At 72.8% G+C, this 19,475-nt stretch carries 12 protein-coding genes and 1 pseudogene; 7 read left to right on the top strand and 6 right to left on the bottom strand.

Annotated elements, in window-relative coordinates; genetic code table 11:
- Positions 1 to 124: 124 nt before the first annotated feature.
- Positions 125 to 538: an organic hydroperoxide resistance protein gene (locus ACVW19_RS12935; RefSeq protein ID WP_457459405.1), complete on the bottom strand. Its 414-nt coding sequence runs from the start codon at positions 536 to 538 to the stop codon at positions 125 to 127.
- A gap of 137 nt (positions 539 to 675) precedes the next feature.
- On the opposite strand from ACVW19_RS12935, the gene ACVW19_RS12940 reads away from it, so the two are divergent.
- From ACVW19_RS12940 to galE, 3 genes are all read left to right on the top strand, one after another.
- Positions 676 to 1,203: a MarR family winged helix-turn-helix transcriptional regulator gene (locus tag ACVW19_RS12940; protein ID WP_457459407.1), complete on the top strand. Its 528-nt coding sequence runs from the start codon at positions 676 to 678 to the stop codon at positions 1,201 to 1,203.
- 98 nt (positions 1,204 to 1,301) lie between these two features.
- Positions 1,302 to 2,924 (top strand): glycosyltransferase family 2 protein, encoded by a 1,623-nt coding sequence (locus ACVW19_RS12945; protein ID WP_457459409.1) that lies wholly within the window; start codon positions 1,302 to 1,304, stop codon positions 2,922 to 2,924.
- 62 nt (positions 2,925 to 2,986) lie between these two features.
- Entirely contained in the window at positions 2,987 to 3,967 is a 981-nt protein-coding gene (gene galE, locus ACVW19_RS12950) for a UDP-glucose 4-epimerase GalE (RefSeq protein WP_457459411.1), read from the top strand.
- 10 nt (positions 3,968 to 3,977) lie between these two features.
- Here the strand turns inward: galE and ACVW19_RS12955 are convergent, their stop codons facing one another.
- Entirely contained in the window at positions 3,978 to 4,616 is a 639-nt protein-coding gene (locus ACVW19_RS12955) for a TetR/AcrR family transcriptional regulator (RefSeq protein WP_457459413.1), read from the bottom strand.
- 253 nt (positions 4,617 to 4,869) lie between these two features.
- Here ACVW19_RS12955 and ACVW19_RS12960 point away from each other — a divergent pair, with 253 nt between their 5' ends.
- The 4 genes from ACVW19_RS12960 (at position 4,870) to ACVW19_RS12975 (ending at position 10,791) form a co-directional block, all read left to right on the top strand.
- Positions 4,870 to 5,799, top strand: a complete 930-nt coding sequence (locus ACVW19_RS12960) for an ABC transporter permease (protein WP_457459415.1) — start codon at positions 4,870 to 4,872, stop codon at positions 5,797 to 5,799.
- Positions 5,792 to 6,721: an ABC transporter ATP-binding protein gene (locus tag ACVW19_RS12965; RefSeq protein WP_457459417.1), complete on the top strand. Its 930-nt coding sequence runs from the start codon at positions 5,792 to 5,794 to the stop codon at positions 6,719 to 6,721. Before ACVW19_RS12960 ends, ACVW19_RS12965 begins: the two co-directional genes overlap by 8 nt.
- 99 nt (positions 6,722 to 6,820) lie before the next feature.
- On the top strand, positions 6,821 to 9,109 hold the full coding sequence (locus tag ACVW19_RS12970; RefSeq protein ID WP_457459418.1) for a CDP-glycerol glycerophosphotransferase family protein: 2,289 nt from the start codon (positions 6,821 to 6,823) through the stop codon (positions 9,107 to 9,109).
- A complete protein-coding gene (locus ACVW19_RS12975) occupies positions 9,109 to 10,791 on the top strand; it encodes a glycosyltransferase (RefSeq protein WP_457459420.1) in 1,683 nt (560 codons plus the stop codon). Before ACVW19_RS12970 ends, ACVW19_RS12975 begins: the two co-directional genes overlap by 1 nt.
- 9 nt (positions 10,792 to 10,800) lie before the next feature.
- On the opposite strand, the pseudogene ACVW19_RS12980 reads toward ACVW19_RS12975, so the two are convergent.
- The 4 genes and pseudogenes from ACVW19_RS12980 to ACVW19_RS12995 form a co-directional block, all read right to left on the bottom strand.
- Positions 10,801 to 12,418: pseudogene (locus ACVW19_RS12980) on the bottom strand (hypothetical protein).
- A gap of 168 nt (positions 12,419 to 12,586) precedes the next feature.
- The gene (locus ACVW19_RS12985; RefSeq protein WP_457459422.1) at positions 12,587 to 17,515 is read right to left on the bottom strand and encodes an NAD-glutamate dehydrogenase; all 4,929 of its coding nucleotides are present in this window, start codon (positions 17,513 to 17,515) and stop codon (positions 12,587 to 12,589) included.
- Positions 17,516 to 17,978: 463 nt separating this feature from the next.
- Positions 17,979 to 18,644, bottom strand: coding sequence for an HAD family hydrolase (locus tag ACVW19_RS12990; protein WP_457459424.1), 666 nt, complete (start codon positions 18,642 to 18,644; stop codon positions 17,979 to 17,981).
- 48 nt (positions 18,645 to 18,692) lie between these two features.
- A complete protein-coding gene (locus ACVW19_RS12995) occupies positions 18,693 to 19,193 on the bottom strand; it encodes a DUF6912 family protein (protein ID WP_457459426.1) in 501 nt (166 codons plus the stop codon).
- Positions 19,194 to 19,475 lie beyond the last annotated feature (282 nt).

The following is a 19,475-nucleotide window of genomic DNA, read 5'->3' on the forward strand; positions in this document are numbered from 1 at the left end:
CCGGCGCGGCCCGCTCCGACCCGGCCGCCCACCTGGCGGCCCTCCGGACGGCCTTCGGGACGACCCGGCCGGTGAGGCCGGGTCGGTGAGGCCGGGTCTGCTGCCCGACTGCTCGGCTACTCGGTCACTCGATGACGAGGTCGACCGGGACGTTGCCGCGGGTGGCGTTGGAGTAGGGGCAGACCTGGTGGGCCTGCTCGACCAGCTTGCGGCCGGTCTCCTCGTCCACGGTGTCGGGCAGCTCGACACGCAGCGTCACGGCGAGCGCGAAGCCCTCGCCCTGCTTGCCTATGCCGACCTCGGCGGTCACCGCGGCCTCGCTGACGTCGACCTTCGCCGCCCGGCCGACCAGGCCGAGGGCGCTGCCGAAGCAGGCCGCGTAACCGGCGGCGAACAGCTGCTCCGGGTTGGTGCCCTCGCCGCTGCCGCCCAGCTCCACGGGGGCGCTGAGACCGAGGTCCAGCTTGCCGTCGGAGGTGACGGCGCGGCCCTCGCGGCCGTGGGTGGCGGTGGCGACAGCGGTGTAGAGCGCGTCCATGGGAAACCTTCCCTCTCGAGTCGTGGCCGGGCAGCCGGCCCTCTGCCTTCAGGGGCTCCGGCCGCCGCACGACCGTAAGTAGAGCACACAATTAAATTGCACACAATCAAATGGCTCGAAAGGGCTACCCTGGAGCCATGACACCGACCCCGAACCCCCCGCCGGCCACGTCTCCGCCGTCGGCCACGGACCCGGCCGGTGCCCCGCCGCCCGGTCCCGCCGACGACTGGCTCCGCCTCGACCGGCAGATCTGCCTCTCCCTGCACGCCACCTCGCGCGCCTTCAACGGCGTGTACCGCGTGGTCCTCAAGGATCTCGGCCTCACCTATCCCCAGTACCTGGTGATGCTGGCTCTCTGGGAGCACGGCACCCTGCCCGTCAAGAAGCTCGGCGAACATCTGCGGCTCGACTCCGGCACCCTGTCCCCGCTGCTCAAACGGCTGGAGACGGCCGGCCTGGTGCGCAGGGAGCGCAGCGCGCTCGACGAGCGCTCGGTGGAGGTGCGACCCACCGAGGAGGGCACCGCGCTGCGCGAGCGGGCCGTGGACGTCCCGCGCCGGATCGTCGCCGCGACCGGCTTCGAGATCGACGAGATCCAGTCACTGCGGGCCCGCCTCGACCGGCTCACCGCCGCACTGGACACGGCGGCGGCGAACGGCGCCTGACGGCCGCCGCGGCGCCGCCACGGCGGACACGGGGGTACGAAGCACCTCTTAACGGGCAAAAGGTCAGTGACCAGTCACCCGAGCCCCAGGGGACGCCTATGCACCCCCACCGCCCCCAGACCGCCGACGACGGCGGCACCGGCGTCACCGTCGTGGTGATAGGCCACGACGACGCCGCCCATGTGACCGACGCCGTGCGCTCGGCGCTCGGACAGGGGCCGGCCGTGCGCGAGGTCGTGGCCGTCGACGACTGCTCGACGGACGGCAGCGCGGGCCTGCTCGCCCGGCTGGCCGGGACCGAACCCCGTCTCCGGCTGATCCGGCACCGCGCCAACAGCGGCGGCTGCGGCTCCCCGCGCAACACCGGGCTGGACGCGGCGACCTCGCCGTACGTGATGTTCCTGGACAGCGACGACGTCCTCCCGCCCGGTGCCGTGGACGCGCTCCTCGGCGCGGCGGGCGCGGCGGACGCGGACGTCACCGGCGGGCTGTGCGTGCGCCGCGAGCTGCCGTCGGGGCGCGAGGTGCCGTGGCAGCCCGGTCTGTACGCGGCGCCCCGGGTGCTCGCGCACCCCGCCCGGCGCCCCCGCCTGGTGCACGACACCCTCTGCGTCAACAAGCTCTACGCGACGGCGTTCCTGCGCGCGCACGGCATCCGCTTCCCCGAGGGGCGCTTCCCCTACGAGGACTTCGTCTTCACCGCGCGCCTGTGGTCCGCCGCCCCACGCGTCGCCCTGGTCCCGGACCGGGTCTACGTCTGGCAGGTGCGCCGGTCCGCCCGGCGGCTGTCGATCTCGCTGGACCGCGCGGGCCTCGACAACTGGCGGGACCGCACGCGCGCGTGCCGCACGGCGTACGAGATCCTGCTGGCCGCCGGGCAGAAGGAGCTGGCGCGGGCGGCGCGGGCCAAGTTCCTCGACCACGAGCTGCGCATGTACGTGCGGGAGCTGCGGCTGCACGACGCGGACTACCGGCGCGCGTGGTGGGCGCACACGCGCGCGTTCCTCGCCGAGTACGACGCGGCCGACTGGGCCCGCGACCCGGTCGCGCCCGGCCGGCTGATCGGGCGGGTCCTGCTGGCCTCCCCCGAGCCGCGCGACCTGCCCCGCCTCCAGGAACTGGCGGGCCGCCCGGCGCGGCTGTGCCCGCCGTACCCCCGCACGGCGGACGGTACGCCCTGCTGGTCCGCCGACCTGCCCGGGGTCACCCTGGAGCCCCTGCTGGCCCGCCCCGTGACCCGGCTGCCGCTCGCCGTCGACGCGGAACTGCGCCCCCGCGCCCGTGCCACCCGGCTGCGCCTGCACCTGCACGAGCTGTACGGCCTGCTGGAGCGGGCGCACCCGTCGGAACTGGAGATCGAGTGGCGGCACCGGGACGGCGGCGGCAGGAGGGCGTGCACGGTTCCGCTGCGGGCGGCGGCGGGGGGCGGCTGGTCCGCGGAGACGACCGTACGGCCGGCCCGGCTGGCCGCGCTCGGCGCCGGCGCCTGGGACCTGCGTCTGCGGGTGCGCTTCGGCGACGGCTCGAGCCGCGAGGTCACCGCGCACGCGCGTGCGGGCCCCGGCCTGCTGCGCCGCCGCGCCGTGCCGAGCGCCCGGCACGGCGTGGTGCTGGTCCAGCCGTACGCCACCCACTCGGGCGCGCTGGCACTGCGGGTCGCAAGCGGCGCACACGGTGCCGCCTCGGTCGTACGCGGGAGACTGCGGCGCCTGCTTCACTAGGATCCGGGAGAGCGGCGGGGACCGACCACCCACCGTGGCCAACGACGAGGGGACCTCCGCACATGACCTGGTTGATCACCGGTGGCGCCGGCTACATCGGGGCGCACGTCGTACGGGCGATGGCCGAGGCGGGCGAGCGGGCGGTGGTGTACGACGACCTGTCCACCGGCATTTCCGACCGGGTGCCGGACGGAGTGCCGCTGGTGGTCGGCTCGACCCTGGACGACGAGCGGGTGGCACGCGCCCTCGCCGACCACGAGGTCACCGGCGTCGTCCACCTGGCGGCGAAGAAGCAGGTCGCCGAGTCGCTGGAACTGCCCCTGCACTACTACCGGGAGAACGTCGAGGGCCTGCGCGTCCTGCTGGAGGCGGTGACGGCGACCGATGCCGTGTCGTCCTTCGTCTTCTCCTCCTCGGCGGCGGTGTACGGCATGCCGGAGACCGCCGCCGAACTCGTGACCGAGGACACCCCCTGCGCCCCGATGTCCCCGTACGGGGAGACGAAACTGGCCGGTGAGTGGCTGGTCCGTGCGGCGGGCCGGGCCACCGGTCTGTCCACGGCCTGCCTGCGCTACTTCAACGTGGCGGGCGCCGCGAGCCCGGAACTCGCCGACACCGGCGTCTACAACCTCGTCCCCATGGTCTTCGAGAAGCTCACCGATCAGGCGCCCCCGCGCATCTTCGGCGACGACTACCCGACCCCGGACGGCACCTGTGTCCGCGACTACATCCATGTGGTCGACCTGGCCGAGGCCCACGTGGCCGCGGCCCGCGCCCTGCGCGCCGCTCCCGGCCGGGACCTCACCCTCAACATCGGCCGCGGCGAGGGAGTCTCGGTCCGGGGCATGATCGACCGCATCAACGCCCTCACCGGCCACGACCTGCCGCCCACGGTCGCCCCCCGCCGCCCCGGCGACCCGGCGAGCGTCGTCGCCTCCGCCGACCGCGCCGCCACCGAACTCGGCTGGAAGGCCCGCCACACCGTCGACGACATGATCACCTCAGCCTGGAAGGGCTGGCTCCGCCTCCACCCGTCGGCGTGACCGCGCCCGCTCACAGCGCCTTCAGGGCCGCCGTCGTGGCGCGGGCGAGGGCGGGCAGGTAGCCCTTCGGCAGTTTCGGGTTGCGGATGACCACCGAGCGCCAGTACAGGGGGCCGGAGATCAGGTCGAGGGCCAGGGCGTGGTCGACGCCGGGGCGTACCTCGCCCCGCTGCTGCGCCGCCGTGACGACGCCCCTGGCGACCCCGTCCTGGCCCTCCCGCAGCGCCTTCTGGAGTGCCTCGGCGATGTCGGGGTTGCGGGCGGCCTCGGCCTGGAGGTCGGGGAGGATCTGCGAGGCGACGGGGTGGCGCAGGGCGCGTGAGGTGACCTCGTACAGCAGCCGCAGGTCTCCCTCCAGGGAGCCGGTGTCCGGCGCGGGCAGTCCCTGCACGGCGAGGGCGGAGACCAGGTCGAGGACCAGGTGCAGTTTGGAGCGCCAGCGGCGGTACACCGCGGTCTTGCCGACGCCCGCGCGGCGCGCGATCCCCTCGATGGACATCCGGGCGTAGCCGACGGCCGCGAGTTCCTCGAAGACGGCCGCCCGGATGGCCTCCGTCACGTCCTCCCGCAGTACGGCGGCCCCGGCGGGGGCCCTGCGGCGCGGACGCGGCTGGGGCTCGTCGGCGTTGGTCGTCATGCGGCTCAGCATAGGGCGTGACGACGATACGGGTCCGTTCTGACGCCGACACGTACACCGATCCGGCACAGACCGGCACCGCCCGCCTCGGTCGTTGCGACGGAACGGTTGCGTTCCGACGTGCGTTCACCCTACGCTCACGTTGCGACGATACGGTGCCGTCCCGACGTAAGTGAACGCGCGAAGACACGCGGGGAAACACCGGGCGGAACACGGCATCGCACCGCCCCGCCGCCACCCCCACCCCCTAGCGAAAGAAGCGGATGTGAGTCAGGCCCTCCACACACCGCCTTCCCCACCGGTCCGCCCGGCCCCGGTCGAGGACGATCTCCCGGCGCTCGCCGCCCGGTACGGGCTGACGGTCAGCGGCGCCCGCCCCACCCTGCCCGCCTACGTCCGCGAGCTGTGGGCGCGCCGGCACTTCGTCCTGGCCTTCTCCCGGGCGAAGCTGACCGCGCAGTACAGCCAGGCCAGGCTGGGCCAGCTGTGGCAGGTGGCCACCCCGCTGCTGAACGCGGCGGTGTACTTCTTCATCTTCGGGCTGCTGCTGGGCGCCCGCCGGGGCATCCCGCACGAGATCTACGTGCCGTTCCTGGTGACCGGGGTGTTCGTGTTCACCTTCACGCAGAGCTCGGTGCTGGCCGGGGTGCGGGCCATCTCCGGCAATCTGGGCCTGGTGCGGGCGCTGCACTTCCCGCGGGCGGCGCTGCCGGTCTCCTTCGCGCTGCAGCAGCTGCAGCAGCTGCTGTTCTCGATGGTGGTGCTGGTGCTGGTGGTGCTGGCGTTCGGCAGCCTGCCCGGGTGGTCCTGGCTGCTGGTGGTGCCCGCGCTGGGGCTGCAGTTCGTCTTCAACACCGGGCTGGCGCTGATCTTCGCGCGGCTCGGCAGCCGGACGCCGGACCTGGCCCAGCTGATGCCGTTCGTGCTGCGCACCTGGATGTACGCCTCGGGGGTGATGTTCAGCATCCCGGCGATGCTGGCCGGCAGGGACGTGCCGGGCTGGCTGGCCGAGGTGTTGCAGTGGAACCCGGCCGCGGTCTACATGGACCTGGTGCGCTTCGCGCTGATCGACGGTTACGGCTCCGGGTATCTGCCGCCGCATGTGTGGGCGGTCGCGGTGGGCTGGGCGCTGCTGGCCGGGGTGATCGGTTTCGTCTACTTCTGGAAGGCCGAGGAGACCTACGGTCGTGGCTGACAACACCGACAACACCGACAACACCGAAAATGCTGACACCGCTGCCGAGAAGGTCCCCACCGTCATCGTCGACGGCGTCGACATCGTCTACCGGGTCAACGGCACCGGCGCCGGGCGCGGCTCCGCCACCGCCGCCCTCAACCGCATCGTGCGGCGCCGGAAGACCGAGAAGGCGGCCGGCGTGCGCACGGTGCACGCGGTGCGGAACGTGTCCTTCGTCGCCTACCGGGGCGAGGCCATCGGCCTGATCGGCACCAACGGCTCGGGCAAGTCGACCCTGCTCAAGGCCGTCGCCGGCCTGCTCCCGGTGGAGAACGGCCGGATCTACACCGGCGGCCAGCCCTCCCTGCTCGGCGTCAACGCCGCCCTGATGAACGACCTCACCGGCGAGCGCAACGTACACCTCGGCGGCCTCGCCATGGGCATGTCCCGCGAACAGGTCCGGGAGCGCTACCAGGAGATCGTCGACTTCTCCGGCATCAACGAGAAGGGCGACTTCATCACCCTGCCGATGCGCACCTACTCCTCCGGCATGGCCGCCCGGCTGCGCTTCTCCATCGCCGCCGCCAAGGACCACGACGTCCTCCTCATCGACGAGGCGCTGGCCACGGGCGACCGCTCCTTCCAGAAGCGCTCCGAGACCCGCATCCGCGAGCTGCGCAAACACGCCGGGACGGTGTTCCTGGTCAGTCACAGCAACAAGTCGATCCGCGACACCTGCGAGCGCGTGCTGTGGCTGGAGCGGGGCGAGCTGCGCCTGGACGGGCCGACGGACGACGTGCTCAAGGAGTACGAGAAGTTCACCGGCGGCCCGGACAAGGCCCGCAAGCCCAAACCGAAGCCCAAACCGAAGCCCGAGCCGAAGGCAGCGGCCGAGCCCACGACGGTGACCGAGCCGGAGGCCGCCACCGCTCCCTCGTGAGGCGCCGCCCGTCCGTCTCCGGGCGGCCCCTTCGTCGCATTGATGCCACTATGACCGAAGGGAACGCCCGGATCGGTGACGAGACGAAGGAGCCCCGAGATGCCCGAGCTCAGCGTCATCGTCCACGGGCCGAACACCCAGGACCACCTGACCGGCCTCCTCGACTCCCTCTGCTCCCCCGGCTCCCTCGCCGCCTTCGAAGCCTCCCCCTTCCCGGACATCGAGGTCATCGTCGCCGCCGTGGGCGACTGGGCCCGGGAGACCGCCGAGCGGCACACCCCCGACGTCCAGGTGCTGCCCCTGCCCGACGGCACGTCCGACGCGGCGGCCAGGGCGGCGGGGGCGGCCCTGGCCACCGGCCGCTGGCTGCACTTCGTCCCCGCCAAGGACGGCCTGCCGCCCGGCGGTCCGCGGACCGTCGCCGAGCACCTCGCCCGGCTCCCCGACACCGTGGACGTCCTGCTCCTGGACCACGTCCGCAGCACCTGGCGCAGCCCCGGCCTGCCCTCCCCCGACGGCCCCCTGCTCGTCCGCGCGGGCCGCGCCGACCTCGCCCTCGACGACTGCGCGCGCCTGCTGCGCCTCACCCCGCTGCTCGGCACCCGCGTCCTGCGCGCCGCCTTCTGGCGAGCCCATCACACCCGGCTCACCACGGCCGGAGCCACGGACGGCACCCCGACCGGCACCACGGCCGACACCACGTTCGACGAACCGTACGCCGCCCGCGCCGCCCTCCTGCTCGCCGACCGCGTCGCCTGTCTGCCCCGCGTCGCCCACGAGGACCGGCGGCTGCGGCCCGCCGCTCTCCCGCCGGTCACCCCCGAGCAGCGCTACGCCCTCGTCGAGCACTACGAAGCCCTCCTCGGCCTCGCCGGTGACCGTCCCGTCGTCCACGGTGTGCTGTACGAGATCATGGTCCGCGACTGCCTGCGCACCTTCGTCCGCGGCGGCATGCCCGATCCGGTCGCCCGGGAGTTCTTCCGCCGCGCCTCGCTGGCCGCCGTACGTCACCGCCCCGAGGGCCACCGGCGCCCGGCAGGCATCGAGGGCGTACGGCGCTCACTGCTCGAGGAGGGCGCCTACACCCGGTACCGCGCCCTCCAGGCCGCCAACCGCACCCGCCGTGCCGCCGGGTCCGCGGCGCGCGCCGGCAGGCGGCAGCTCGGCGCCCTGCTCGGCGACCACCACTACCGCAGGGCCCTGCGCCGCCCCGTCGACCCGGACCTGGCGGTGTTCACGGCGTACTGGAACCGCGGGGTCGCCTGCAATCCGGCCGCGATCGCCGCCAAGCTCGCCGAACTCGCCCCGTGGATCCACCCGGTGTGGGTGGTGACCGCCCACCACGCCGCCCTGCTCCCGCCCGGCACGGACCATGTGGTGCCCGGCACCCGCCGCTACGGGGAGGTGCTCGCCACCGCGAAGTACCTCGTCAGCAACGTCAACTTCCCGGACGCCGTGGTCAAACGCCCCGACGCCGTCCACCTCCAGACACATCACGGCACCCCGCTCAAGCGCATGGGCGTGGACCAGATGCCGTTCCCGGCCGCCTCCCGGGGCCTGGACTTCCAGGCGCTGCTGGAGCGCGTCGACAAGTGGGACTACAGCCTCTCCAGCAACAGCCACACGACCCGCATGTGGCAGCGGGCGTACCCGTCCCGCCATGTCTCGCTCGACTACGGCTATCCGCGCAACGACGTCTACTACACGGCCGGCGCCGACGACGTCCGCGCGGTCCGCGAGCGCCTCGGCATCGCCCCGGGGCGCCGGGCCGTGCTGTACGCGCCCACGCACCGCGACTACGAGGCCGGCTGGGTCCCGCACCTGGACCTCGCCGCGCTCGCCGACCACCTCGGCGAGGACACCGTCCTGCTGGTTCGAGGCCACTACTTCTACGACGGAACCGCCGGGAGCGCCTCCCCCCTCACCGCGCTGCGACGCGGCGGCCGCAGCGCCCGCATCGTTGACGTCTCGTCCTACGACCCGGTCGAGGACCTGTGCCTGGCCGCCGACCTGCTGGTCACCGACTACTCGTCGATCATGTTCGACTACGCCAACCTGGACCGCCCCCTGGTGATCCACGCCGACGACTGGGACGTCTACCGGGAGACGCGCGGCGTCTACTTCGACCTGACGGCCGAGGCGCCGGGTCCGGTGGCCCGTACCCAGGAGGAGCTGACCGGGATCCTCACCACCGACGCCTGGCGCGACGCGAGCGCGGCGAAGGCGCGGGCCGTCTTCCGGCGCCGGTTCTGCGAGTACGACGACGGCCGTGCCGCCGAACGCGTCGTACGCCGGGTCTTCCTCGGCCAGGACGAGGAGTCGCTGCCGCCGGTGCTGCTCCTGGAGGAGCGCACTCCGGCGCCCGACCCCGAGGAGGCGAGCTCCTGATGAGGCCGCCCCCCGAGGCGAGCGACCTTCGAGAGGCACTCGACGCGCCCGACGTCACCGTGACGGTCATCGTCTACAACGACGCCGAACGCCTCCCCCGCGCGGTCGAGTCGGTCCGTCGGCAGACCCACCGCGACCTCGAGATCGTCATCAGCGACGACCACTCGACGGACGAAACCCCCCGGGTGGCACGGCGGTTGGCGGCCTCGGACCCGCGTATCCGGTATCTGCGCCTGCCGTACAACAGCGGCGGCTGCAGCGCGCCCCGCAACCGTGCCCTGGAGACCGCCCGCGCGCCGTATCTGATGTTCCTCGACAGCGACGACGAACTCCCCGCGAACGCCGTGGCGTTGCTGCTCGCCGCCCACCGCGAACGGGACATCGACTTCGCGATGGGCGCGGTACGACGCGTCCGCACCGACACCGGCCGCCGCTCCACCTGGATGCCGCATCTGGTGCGCGAGCGCCGCACCCTGGACGGCATCGAGGCCGATCCGCGGCTGTTCTTCGAGCACCTGTCGACCGGCAAGATGTACTCCCGGGCCTTCCTCGACCGGCACGGCCTGCGTTTCCCCGAGGGCATCCACTACGAGGACCAGTTGTTCTCGGCGCAGGCGTACTGCCTGGCGAGGAGGTTCACGATCGTCCCGGAGCCGGTGTACCTCTGGCACATAGCGCCCTACGCCGCCCAGGAGTCGGCTTCCATCTCCAACCAGCGGCACAAGTTGGACAACGTCCGCGACCGGATCCGCGTCCAGCACCTCATCGACGCCTTCCTCACGGAGAGCGGGCACGCGTCGCTGCGGGCGGACAAGGACCACAAGTTCCTCAAGCACGACGTCCGGATGTACACGGGCGACCTGCCCCACCGGGACGACGAGTGGCTCGCGGGCTTCGCGGACCTGCTGAACCCGTACCTGGAGACGCTGTCGCCCGGCGCGTACGCCCGCCTCCCGCGCGCCGAACGGGTCGTCCTCCGGTTGCTCCGTGACCGCCGCCTGTCCGAGGCCCGGCAGGCGGCCCGCGGCCTGGGCCACGACATCGCCCCGAGGCAGCTGACCGTGGGCCCGGACGGCCGCGCCTACTGGGGCGACCGGGTTCCCGCGTCCGCCGCCGCCCGCGCCGAACTGGACCTCTCCGACCTGGAGCCGGACACCCGCCCCTTCCCCACCGCCCTGTTCCGCCACGAGATCACGGACATCGCCCGGGGTCCCGGCGGATCGGTCGAACTGACGGTGCGCACCTACGATCCGGCGCTGCGCCTCCCGCTCGGCCCGCAGCGCGCGACCCTCCTCGTCTCTCCCGGCCGGCGCCGCCTCACCGTGCCCTTCCGCCTCTCTCCCGTCCGCCCCGGTGTCTTCGAGGGCCGCGTCGGCCTCGACCCGGCGGCCGCCTCCCTGCCGGTGAGCGGGTTCGCCGGGGTGCGCCATCCGCTGCTCCGCCTCACTCTCCGGGGGCAGGGCAACGCGGGTCTCCTGCTGGCGCCCCTGGCCTTCCCCTCGTTCACCGCCCGTGTCCCGTACCGCTGTGGCACGGCCCCGCACCTCGTCACCGTCGAACCGGAGGGCCACGGCGCGGGCCGCCTGCAGCTCCGCTGGGAACCCGTGGGCGTGACGGCCCGGGTGACCCGCCCGGCGGTACGGCGCCTGGCCCGCCCGGTGGCGAACGTGCTGGGGTGGTGAGGTGCCCGGTCAGCGCACCGCGTAGAGCGTCTGGCCCTCCGGTCCCCGGGTCACGGCCCGCAGCCCGGTGTCGTGCAGTGTGCCCGTCGTGTCCACCACCCACCGCACCCCGTAAGCCCGCTCGATGTCCCGGCGCACCCGCTCCGGTGTGCGCGGCGCGAAGTACTGCTCCGTGGCCGCCGCCCTGCGCTTCTCGTCCAGCAGGAAGAAGTCGGGGTAACCGGGGGCAACCGTGTAGGGCCCGTACGCGGGAATCCGGCGGGCCTGCTCCGTCGCGGCCATGACGACGTCCCCGTACTCCACCCACGGTGTCATCCAGTCGTACCCCGTCCACGGCTCCCGGTACCGGGCCTCGACCGCCCGGGGCAGTGCGTCGCGCGGGACGACGTAGCCCACCGCTCCCGCCTGCGCCCACGCGCCGACGGCCAGCGCACCGGCCAGGACGACGGCCCACCCCGCGCGCAGCGTGCGCCGCGCCGCGCCGAACGTCTCCAGGGCGGCCGCGAGCTGTGCCGGGATCAGCACGGCGGGCAGTGCGCGCCCCCACGCGTAGTGGCCGCTCAGCAGGCCCGCCGCGAAGACCGGCACGCCCAGCGCGAAGAACAGCGCGAGCGGATCCCACCGGTCGCGCCGCCACCGCACGGCCAGCGCGGCCACGCCGAGCAGGACGAGCCCGAACCGGGCCGGCAGGTCCCGGTACAGCTCCCGGTGCACCGACTCCAGCTCGGCGCCGGCGCCCATCAGCGCGAAGAAGTCGTAGTACGGCCAGGCCCACAGCACGAGGACGCCCAGCAGCAGTCCGGTGCCGAGCCTCGGCCACACCGCCCGCGGCAGTCGCGCGGGCCGTGCCGACAGCACCGTGGCGAGGGCGCCGACCGTGGCCACGACGCCGGCGAACTGGTGGCACAGCAGGATCACCGCCCACAGCGTGCCCAGTCCCGCCCACGTTCCCCACCCGGCCCGGCGGCGCAGCGCGGCCGTCAGCCAGGCCCAGAGGTGGAAGGCGAGGCCGAGGGTGAGGGTGCTCGGGTAGGACACCGTCAGTGCGAGCGAGTGGAGCCCCGGGAAAGCCGCTCCACAGGAACGGGGCCGTGCCCCACAGGAACAGCAGGCTCAGCAGGGCGAGTGCGAAGACCGCCCGCTGCCCCGGCCCGGGCGCGGTCCGTGGCCCGGTCTCGTGCGCTGCCCGGGCCCCGCCCGCGGGACGGCTCACGGTCCCGCCCGCGGCCCGGGGCCCGGTCCCGCGAGCCGTCCCGCATACGGTCAGTGCCCGTACGTAGCGCCATACGCCCGTCACCAGCAGCGCGAGTCCGGCCAGGGCGGCGAGCCGCAGCACTACGAGAACAGGCAGCCCCGTCAGCCGGGCGAGGCCGCCGAGCAGCACGGTCCACGGCGAGTAGTACGGGCTCTGCGTGTCCGCGTCGACCAGGGGGTTGCCGGGGTCGGCCAGGTCGTGCCGCAGGCGTTGCAGGGTCGCCGCGTGCATGCCGAGGTCACCGGCCCACGGGAGCCGGACGATCACCGCGAGCAGCAGGACCAGGGCCAGCCCGGCGGCGACCTGAACGGCGGTCCGGGCGATGTCCGCCGGCCGGGGCGCGGCACGCGGCCTGCCGGTCCCCCCGGACAGGGCGGACCGGGTACCGGAAGAACGGCCGGAGCGGGCAGGACGGACAGTCACTCTCCGAGCCTTAACACCACATCGGGTCCGGGGCACCCCGAGCACACCGCAGGGGTGCCCCGGACCCGACGGTCCGGGACACCCCTGTGTGCGTCAGTGCCGTGCCGGCGCCGTGGCCTACGCGTGCGGGCGCAGCAGCGTCCGCATCGTCCGCATCGCCACGGACAGGTTGGCCAGGTCGAACGTGTCCGAGCTGCGGATCTCCTCCAGGGTGGTGCGGGCCCGGCCGAGGAGGGCCTCGTTCTTCTCCTCCCACACCTGGAACCGCTGCTGCGGTGACGCCGTGCCGTTGCCCTGCGCCAGCACCTCGGCCGTCACCGCCGCGTGCGCCGCGTACAGGTCCTCGCGGATCGCCGCGCGGGCCATGGACTGCCAGCGGTCCGCGCGGGGCAGCTCACTGATCCTGTCCATCAGCTGGGTGATGCGCAGCCGGTCGGCGAGGTCGTAGTACACCTCGGCGACGTCCAGCGGCTCCTTGCCCAGGCGGTCGGCCACCGAGACGATGTCGATCGCCGCGAACGCGGAGGAGAAGCCGGCCACGCGGGTGGCGAGTTCGCCGGGGACGCCGACGCCCGTCAGCTCGTCGTGGATCTTCTGGAACCACTCCAGGTCCGCGCCGCGCAGCAGCTTGGGCAGCTGCGACCAGACCTGCTCGACGCGCTCGGCGAAGAACGCGACCGTCTCCTCGAGTTCCAGCGGCTGCGGCCGGTTGTTGAGCAGCCAGCGCGTGCCGCGCTCCACCAGCCGCCGCGAGTGCAGCCGGATCCGGGTCTGGACGTCCGCGTCGACCTTGGTGTCGAGCTCCTCGACGGCGTCCCACACCAGGGCGGAACGGAAGATCGCGCGGGCCGCGGTCTGGGCCCGGACGATCTCCTCCAGCGATGCTCCCGTCTCCTCGCGCATCCGGTGCAGGTACGTCGTACCGCCGGTGTTGACCGTGTCGTTGACCAGGACGGTCGTGGTGATCTCGCGGCGCAGCGGGTGGCCGTCGATCCGGTCGAGGAACTGCTCGCGCAGCGGGGTCGGGAAGTACGCGTGCAGCAGGCTCTTGAGGTACGGGTCGTCGGGCAGCGAGGTGCTCAGCAGCTCCTCGGCGACCGTGATCTTCGTGTACGCCAGCAGGACGGCCGTCTCCGGGCCGGTCAGGCCCTGCCCGGCGGCCAGCCGCTCGCGGATCTGGCGGTCGGTGGGCAGGAACTCCAGGGCCCGGTCGAGGTGGCCCTCGCGCACCAGGTGCTTCAGGAAGCGCTGCTGGGCGTGGAGCATGTCCTTGGACTGGGCCAGGGCGTTGGCGATGGCGGTGTTCTGCGCGTAGTTGGTGCGCAGCACCATCCGGCCGACCTCGTCGGTCATCGAGGCGAGCAGCTTGTTGCGCTGCTTGACCGTCATGTCGCCGTCCGTGACCAGGCCGTTGAGCAGGATCTTGATGTTCACCTCGTGGTCGGAGGTGTCCACGCCCGCGCTGTTGTCGATGGCGTCGGTGTTGATCCGGCCGCCGTGCAGCGCGACCTCGATCCGGCCGAGCTGGGTCATGCCCAGGTTGCCGCCCTCGCCGACGACGGCGACCCGCAGGTCCTTGCCGTCGACGCGGATCGCGTCGTTGGCCTTGTCGCCGACGTCCGCGTTGGACTCGGTGGACGCCTTGACGTACGTACCGATGCCGCCGTTCCACAGCAGGTCCACCGGCGCCTTGAGGATCGCCTTCATCAGGTCGGCCGGGGTCGCCTTGGTGACGCTCTCGTCGAGGCCGATGGCCTCGCGGATCTGGGCGTTGACCGGGATGGACTTGGCGCTGCGCGGGAACACCCCGCCGCCGGCCGACAGCAGGTCGGGGTCGTAGTCCGCCCAGGAGCTGCGCGGCAGCTCGAACAGGCGGCGGCGCTCGGCGTAGCCGACGGCCGCGTCCGGGTTCGGGTCGATGAAGATGTGCCGGTGGTCGAAGGCGGCGACCAGCCGGATGTGTTCGCTGCGCAGCATGCCGTTGCCGAACACGTCACCGGACATGTCACCGATGCCGACGGCCGTGAACTCCTGGCTCTGGGTGTCCACGCCCAGCTCCCGGAAGTGCCGCTTGACGGACTCCCAGGCGCCGCGGGCGGTGATGCCCATGCCCTTGTGGTCGTATCCGGCGCTGCCACCGGAGGCGAAGGCGTCGCCGAGCCAGAAGTCGTAGGACGCGGCGACCTCGTTGGCGATGTCCGAGAACCGCGCGGTGCCCTTGTCGGCCGCGACGACGAGGTAGTTGTCGTCCCCGTCGTGCCGGACGACGTCCACCGGGGGCACGACCTGGCCGGCCACCATGTTGTCGGTGATGTCCAGCAGCGCCGAGATGAACGTCTTGTAGGAGGCGACGCCCTCGGCCATCCAGGCGTCGCGGTCCACGGACGGGTCGGGCAGCTGCTTGGCGACGAAACCGCCCTTGGCGCCGACCGGCACGATGACGGTGTTCTTCACCATCTGTGCCTTGACCAGGCCGAGGATCTCGGTGCGGAAGTCCTCCCGGCGGTCCGACCAGCGCAGGCCGCCGCGCGCTACCTTGCCGTAGCGCATGTGCACGCCCTCGACGCGCGGCGAGTACACCCAGATCTCGAACGCCGGACGCGGCGCCGGCAGGTCGGGGATGGCCTGCGGGTCGAACTTCATGGAGATGTAGTCGTGCGGGCGGCCGTCACTCGCCCCCTGGAAGAAGTTGGTGCGCAGCGTCGCCTTGATCACGGTGAGGAAGGAGCGCAGGATGCGGTCCTCGTCGAGCGAGGCTACCTGGTCGAGGGCGGCGTCGATCTCCTCCAGCAGGGCGTCCAGCAGCTCGAACCCGGCGCCCTGCCGCTCCGGCGACAGCCGCGCCTCGAACAGGGAGACGAGCAGCCGGGTGGTGTGGACGTTGTTGCGGAGGGTGTCCTCCATGTAGTCCTGGCTGAACGTGGAGCCGGCCTGGCGCAGGTACTTGGCGTACGCGCGCAGCACCGTCGCCTGCCGCCAGTCCAGTCCGGCGCTCAGCACGAGGGCGTTGAAGCCGTCGTTCTCCGCCTTGCCGGTCCAGGTCGCGGCGAAGGCGTCCTGGAACCGCTCACGGGCGTCGTCACCGAAGTGGTCGGCGCCGCCGGGTGCCTTGGGCATCCGCAGCCCGAAGTCGTAGATCCAGGCGACGCTGCGGTCGGCGCGGCGCAGCTCGTAGGGCCGCTCGTCGACGACCTCGACGCCGAGCCGCTGGAGCACGGGCAGCACGGCGGACAGGGAGACGGCCTCGCCCTGGCGGTAGATCTTGAAGCGGCGCTCCTCGGGAGCCGCGCCCACCGGCTCGTACAGGCTGAGCTCGAAGTTCTTCTCCTCGTCGAGCTGTTCCAGCCGGACGACGTCGGCGACGGCGCTGCGCGGGGTGTGGTCGTCCTTGTAGCCCTCGGCGAAGGCCCCCGCGTAGCGGCGCAGCAGTTCGGCGCCGCGCTCCTCGCCCAGCTCGGCGGTGAGTGCCTCGCCGAAGCCGTCGGCCCAGGAGCGGGCGGCCTCGACCAGGCGGGCCTCGATGCGCTCCTTGTCGGCGTCGGACAGCTGGAGCAGCTCGGTGCCCTGCGGGACACGGACCACGAAGTGCAGCCGGGACAGGATCGACTCGGTGTTCCAGGCGGTGAAGTCGACGCTGGTGCCGCCGAGCTCCTCCTTGAGGATGTCGATGATCCTGAGGCGTACCCCGGTGGTGTAGCGGTCGCGCGGGAGGTAGACGAGGGCGGAGTAGTAGCGCCCGTACTCGTCCTGGCGCAGGTAGAGCCGCAGGCGACGGCGCTCCTGGAGGTAGAGCACCGAGGTGGCGATGGCCTGGAGCTCGTCGACCGGAGTCTGGAAGATATCGTCGCGCGGGTAGGTCTCCAGGATCTGCAGCAGGTCGCGCCCGTCGTGGCTGTGCGGCGAGAAGCCGGCCCGCTCGAGGACCTCCTCGACCTTGCGGCGGATCACCGGGACCCGGCGGACGGACTCGGTGTAGGCGGCGGAGGAGAACAGTCCGAGGAAGCGGCGCTCACCGACGACGTTGCCGTCGGCGTCGAACTTCTTGACGCCGATGTAGTCCAGGTACGACGGCCGGTGCACGGTGGCCCGGCTGTTGGCCTTGGTCAGCACGAGCAGCTTGTGCTCGCGCGCCTTGGCGCGGGCGTCGGCGGGCAGCCGCTCGAAGGACGGGCTGACCGGGTGGCCCTCCGGGGTGGCGTGGTGCGGGTCGGCACGCAGGATGCCCAGACCGGTGCCGGGGAGGGCGCCGAGGGAGTCGTCGTCGCGCAGCTGGTACTCGCGGTAGCCGAGGAAGGTGAAGTGGTCGTCGGCGAGCCAGCGCAGCAGCTCCCGGGCCTCCTCGACCTGCTGCTCCGGCACGTCCCCGGGGACGGGTTCGTCGGGCAGTCGCTCGGCCAGTTCGGTGGCGGCCTGCCGCATCTTGCCCCAGTCCTCGACGGCCTCACGGACGTCGGACAGGACGCGCAGCAGGTCGGCGGTGATCTGCTTGAGGTCGCCGCGGTCGGTCTCGCGGTCGATCTCGACGTGGATCCAGGACTCGGTGTGGGCGTCGTGCGGGAGGTCGGCGGCGGGCGGGTTGGCGAGCACCTCGATCAGCTGCCCGGTGAGGTCGCGGCGGACCACGATCTGCGGGTGGATGACGACGTGGATGCCCCGGCCCTGACGGGTCAGCTCGTTGGTGACGGAGTCCACGAGGAAGGGCATGTCGTCGGTGACCACCTCGACGACGGAGTGGCTGCAGGTCCAGCCGTTCTCCTCGACGGTCGGGGTGTGGACCTTGACGTTGGCCGTGCCCTGGGGACGGTTCCCGGCCAGCCGGAAGTGCGCGACGGCGGCTCCGAAGACGTCGACCGGGTCGCGGCCGAGGAGGTCCTCCGGGGCGGTGTGCAGGTAGTAGCGCTGGAGGAACGCGAGCACGGTGTCCCGGTCGGGCATGCCCTTGTCCGTCGTCCCGGTCGGCAGTTTCCCGCCGGCCGGGCTGTTCTCAGCTACCCGGGCGGCCTGTTCGAGCAGCTCGGCCTTTGCTTCGTCCAGCTTGGTCTGCATTGTCCTCTGACTCCTGTCGCGCGCCATTGCGTGACGTAGAAGGAAGTACTGTCTCCGCGCTTGCGGTGCGGTGGTACGACGCGGGGTGCCCGGTCCGTTCCGACGCTATGCCGCAAGATGAGACGAGCGGGGGCTTCTCTGCCAACTTCGACGCGCCCGCCGGGTGTGACGCTGCTCTCTGCCGCGTCCGTGCCCGGGGAGTGCCGCGCGCCCCTGGAACCCTTCGGGCCCTCTCCCGCCCGCGAGGACCAGCGAGTTCCGCCCGGCCACGGATGTCGTCCGTGCTCTCCGGGCGCACGGCGGGGACGACGAGGCCCCCGCGAGCTATCGCGCTGATCACGCCACCCAGGCTATCGCCCCCCGCAGGGGGCCCGTCATGAGCCGTATGTGTACAAAACATGGGGTGGAACTTGGACGTTCTGCACAGTGCGCGCCCGCGGTGCCGAGTGCGCGAGCCCGGTGTTCAGCCGACCAGGCGTTCCGCTTCCGCTACGGCCTCCGCCAGCGTGTCCACCACCGGCACCCCGACCGCTTCGAGGCTGGCCCGGCTGTGCGAGCCGCCGGTGTAGAGCACGGCTCCCGCCCCGATGTGCCGGGCGGCCAGCGCGTCGTCGGCGGCGTCCCCGATCACCATCGTGCGCGTCGGGTCGACGCCGGCCAGCGCGCCGAGGTGGCGCACCATGTGCTCCGCCTTGCCTCCGCCGGACGGCCCGGTCCGCCCGTCGACGCGTATGAAGTGCGGCTCGATGCCGAAGCCCCGGACCAGCGGCACCAGGTCGTCGTGCCCGTACATGCTGAGGATCGACTGGCTGCGCCCCGCCGCCGACCACTGCGCCAGCAGTTCGGCCGCGCCCTCGGCGAGCGCGCACCGCACCCGGTGCTCGGAGTAGTACCGGTGGAAGGTCGCGTCCATCAGCTCCCACTCGGCCCCGCTCGGCAGCCGCCCCATCAGCCGCTCGTAGAACTTCGGCACCGGCACGCAGTACAGCTCCCGGTACCGCTCCAGCGTGAGCGGCTCCAGGCCCAGCTCGGCGAAGGCCGCGTTCGTCGCGCCGATGACCGCGTCGACGTCGTGGAACAGCGTGCCGTTCCAGTCCCAGACGATGTGCGCGTCCGTGTGCATCCCCATGGAAGAAAAAGTACCCGCCGCCACTGACAATCGGGCTCCCGGCAGGCTCTAAGCCGTCGGGCCCAGCAGGTTCGGGATCTCCTGGGTGGCGTACCACAGCAGTTCGTGGTCCTCCGCCCCGTCCACGGTGGACTGGGCGACGGCGTCCCCGCCGTCCGCGGCCGGCAGCGCGTCCGCGGCCGACGCCACGTCCGCCTCCGCGTCCCGAGCGTCCACGTGCACCGCCGCCACCCCGTCCAGCCGGACGGGCCCGTCGATCCGCACCGCACCGGGGCCGGGGGCCGGATCGGCCGAGGCCGCCCGGTCGGGTACGTCCACGGCGACCACGACCCGGCGCCGCGGCGCCGCGGCGTCCGCCGCCAGCAGCCGCAGCGAGGCCAGCGCGGCACCGCCCAGCGCCGCGTACTCCAGCTCCTCGACGTCCTCGGAGCGGCACCACTCGCGCAGCGCGGGCGTCACACCGTAGGCGGCGAACGGTCCCGCGCCCAGCTCACCCGTCCGGTACGCCTCGGCGAGACCCGGGAGGGTGAGGGGGACGTAGACGCGCATGTCGGCCGCTTTCGTGGTCGGAGGTCCGCCGGCGTTCCGTCGAGGCGTGGTCGCACCCGGCCGGCTGGGCCTTCAGGATACGTGCGGCGTCCCCCATCGGGTCCCTGCCCACCCCCTGGGCCGCGTCCACCCCGAGTCCGGAATTCACCCGGTGCGCCCGCCCCAGTGCGGGGCCGAGGCGCCGCCATTCACTCGGATAAGTGAATTCCACTGCCGTCCCGACACGGCTCACGGCGCCTTGCCGCCGCACTCCACCGCCCCGTACAAGATCCCCAACCCCTA

The sequence above is a fragment of the Streptomyces sp. TE5632 genome (assembly GCF_054061295.1).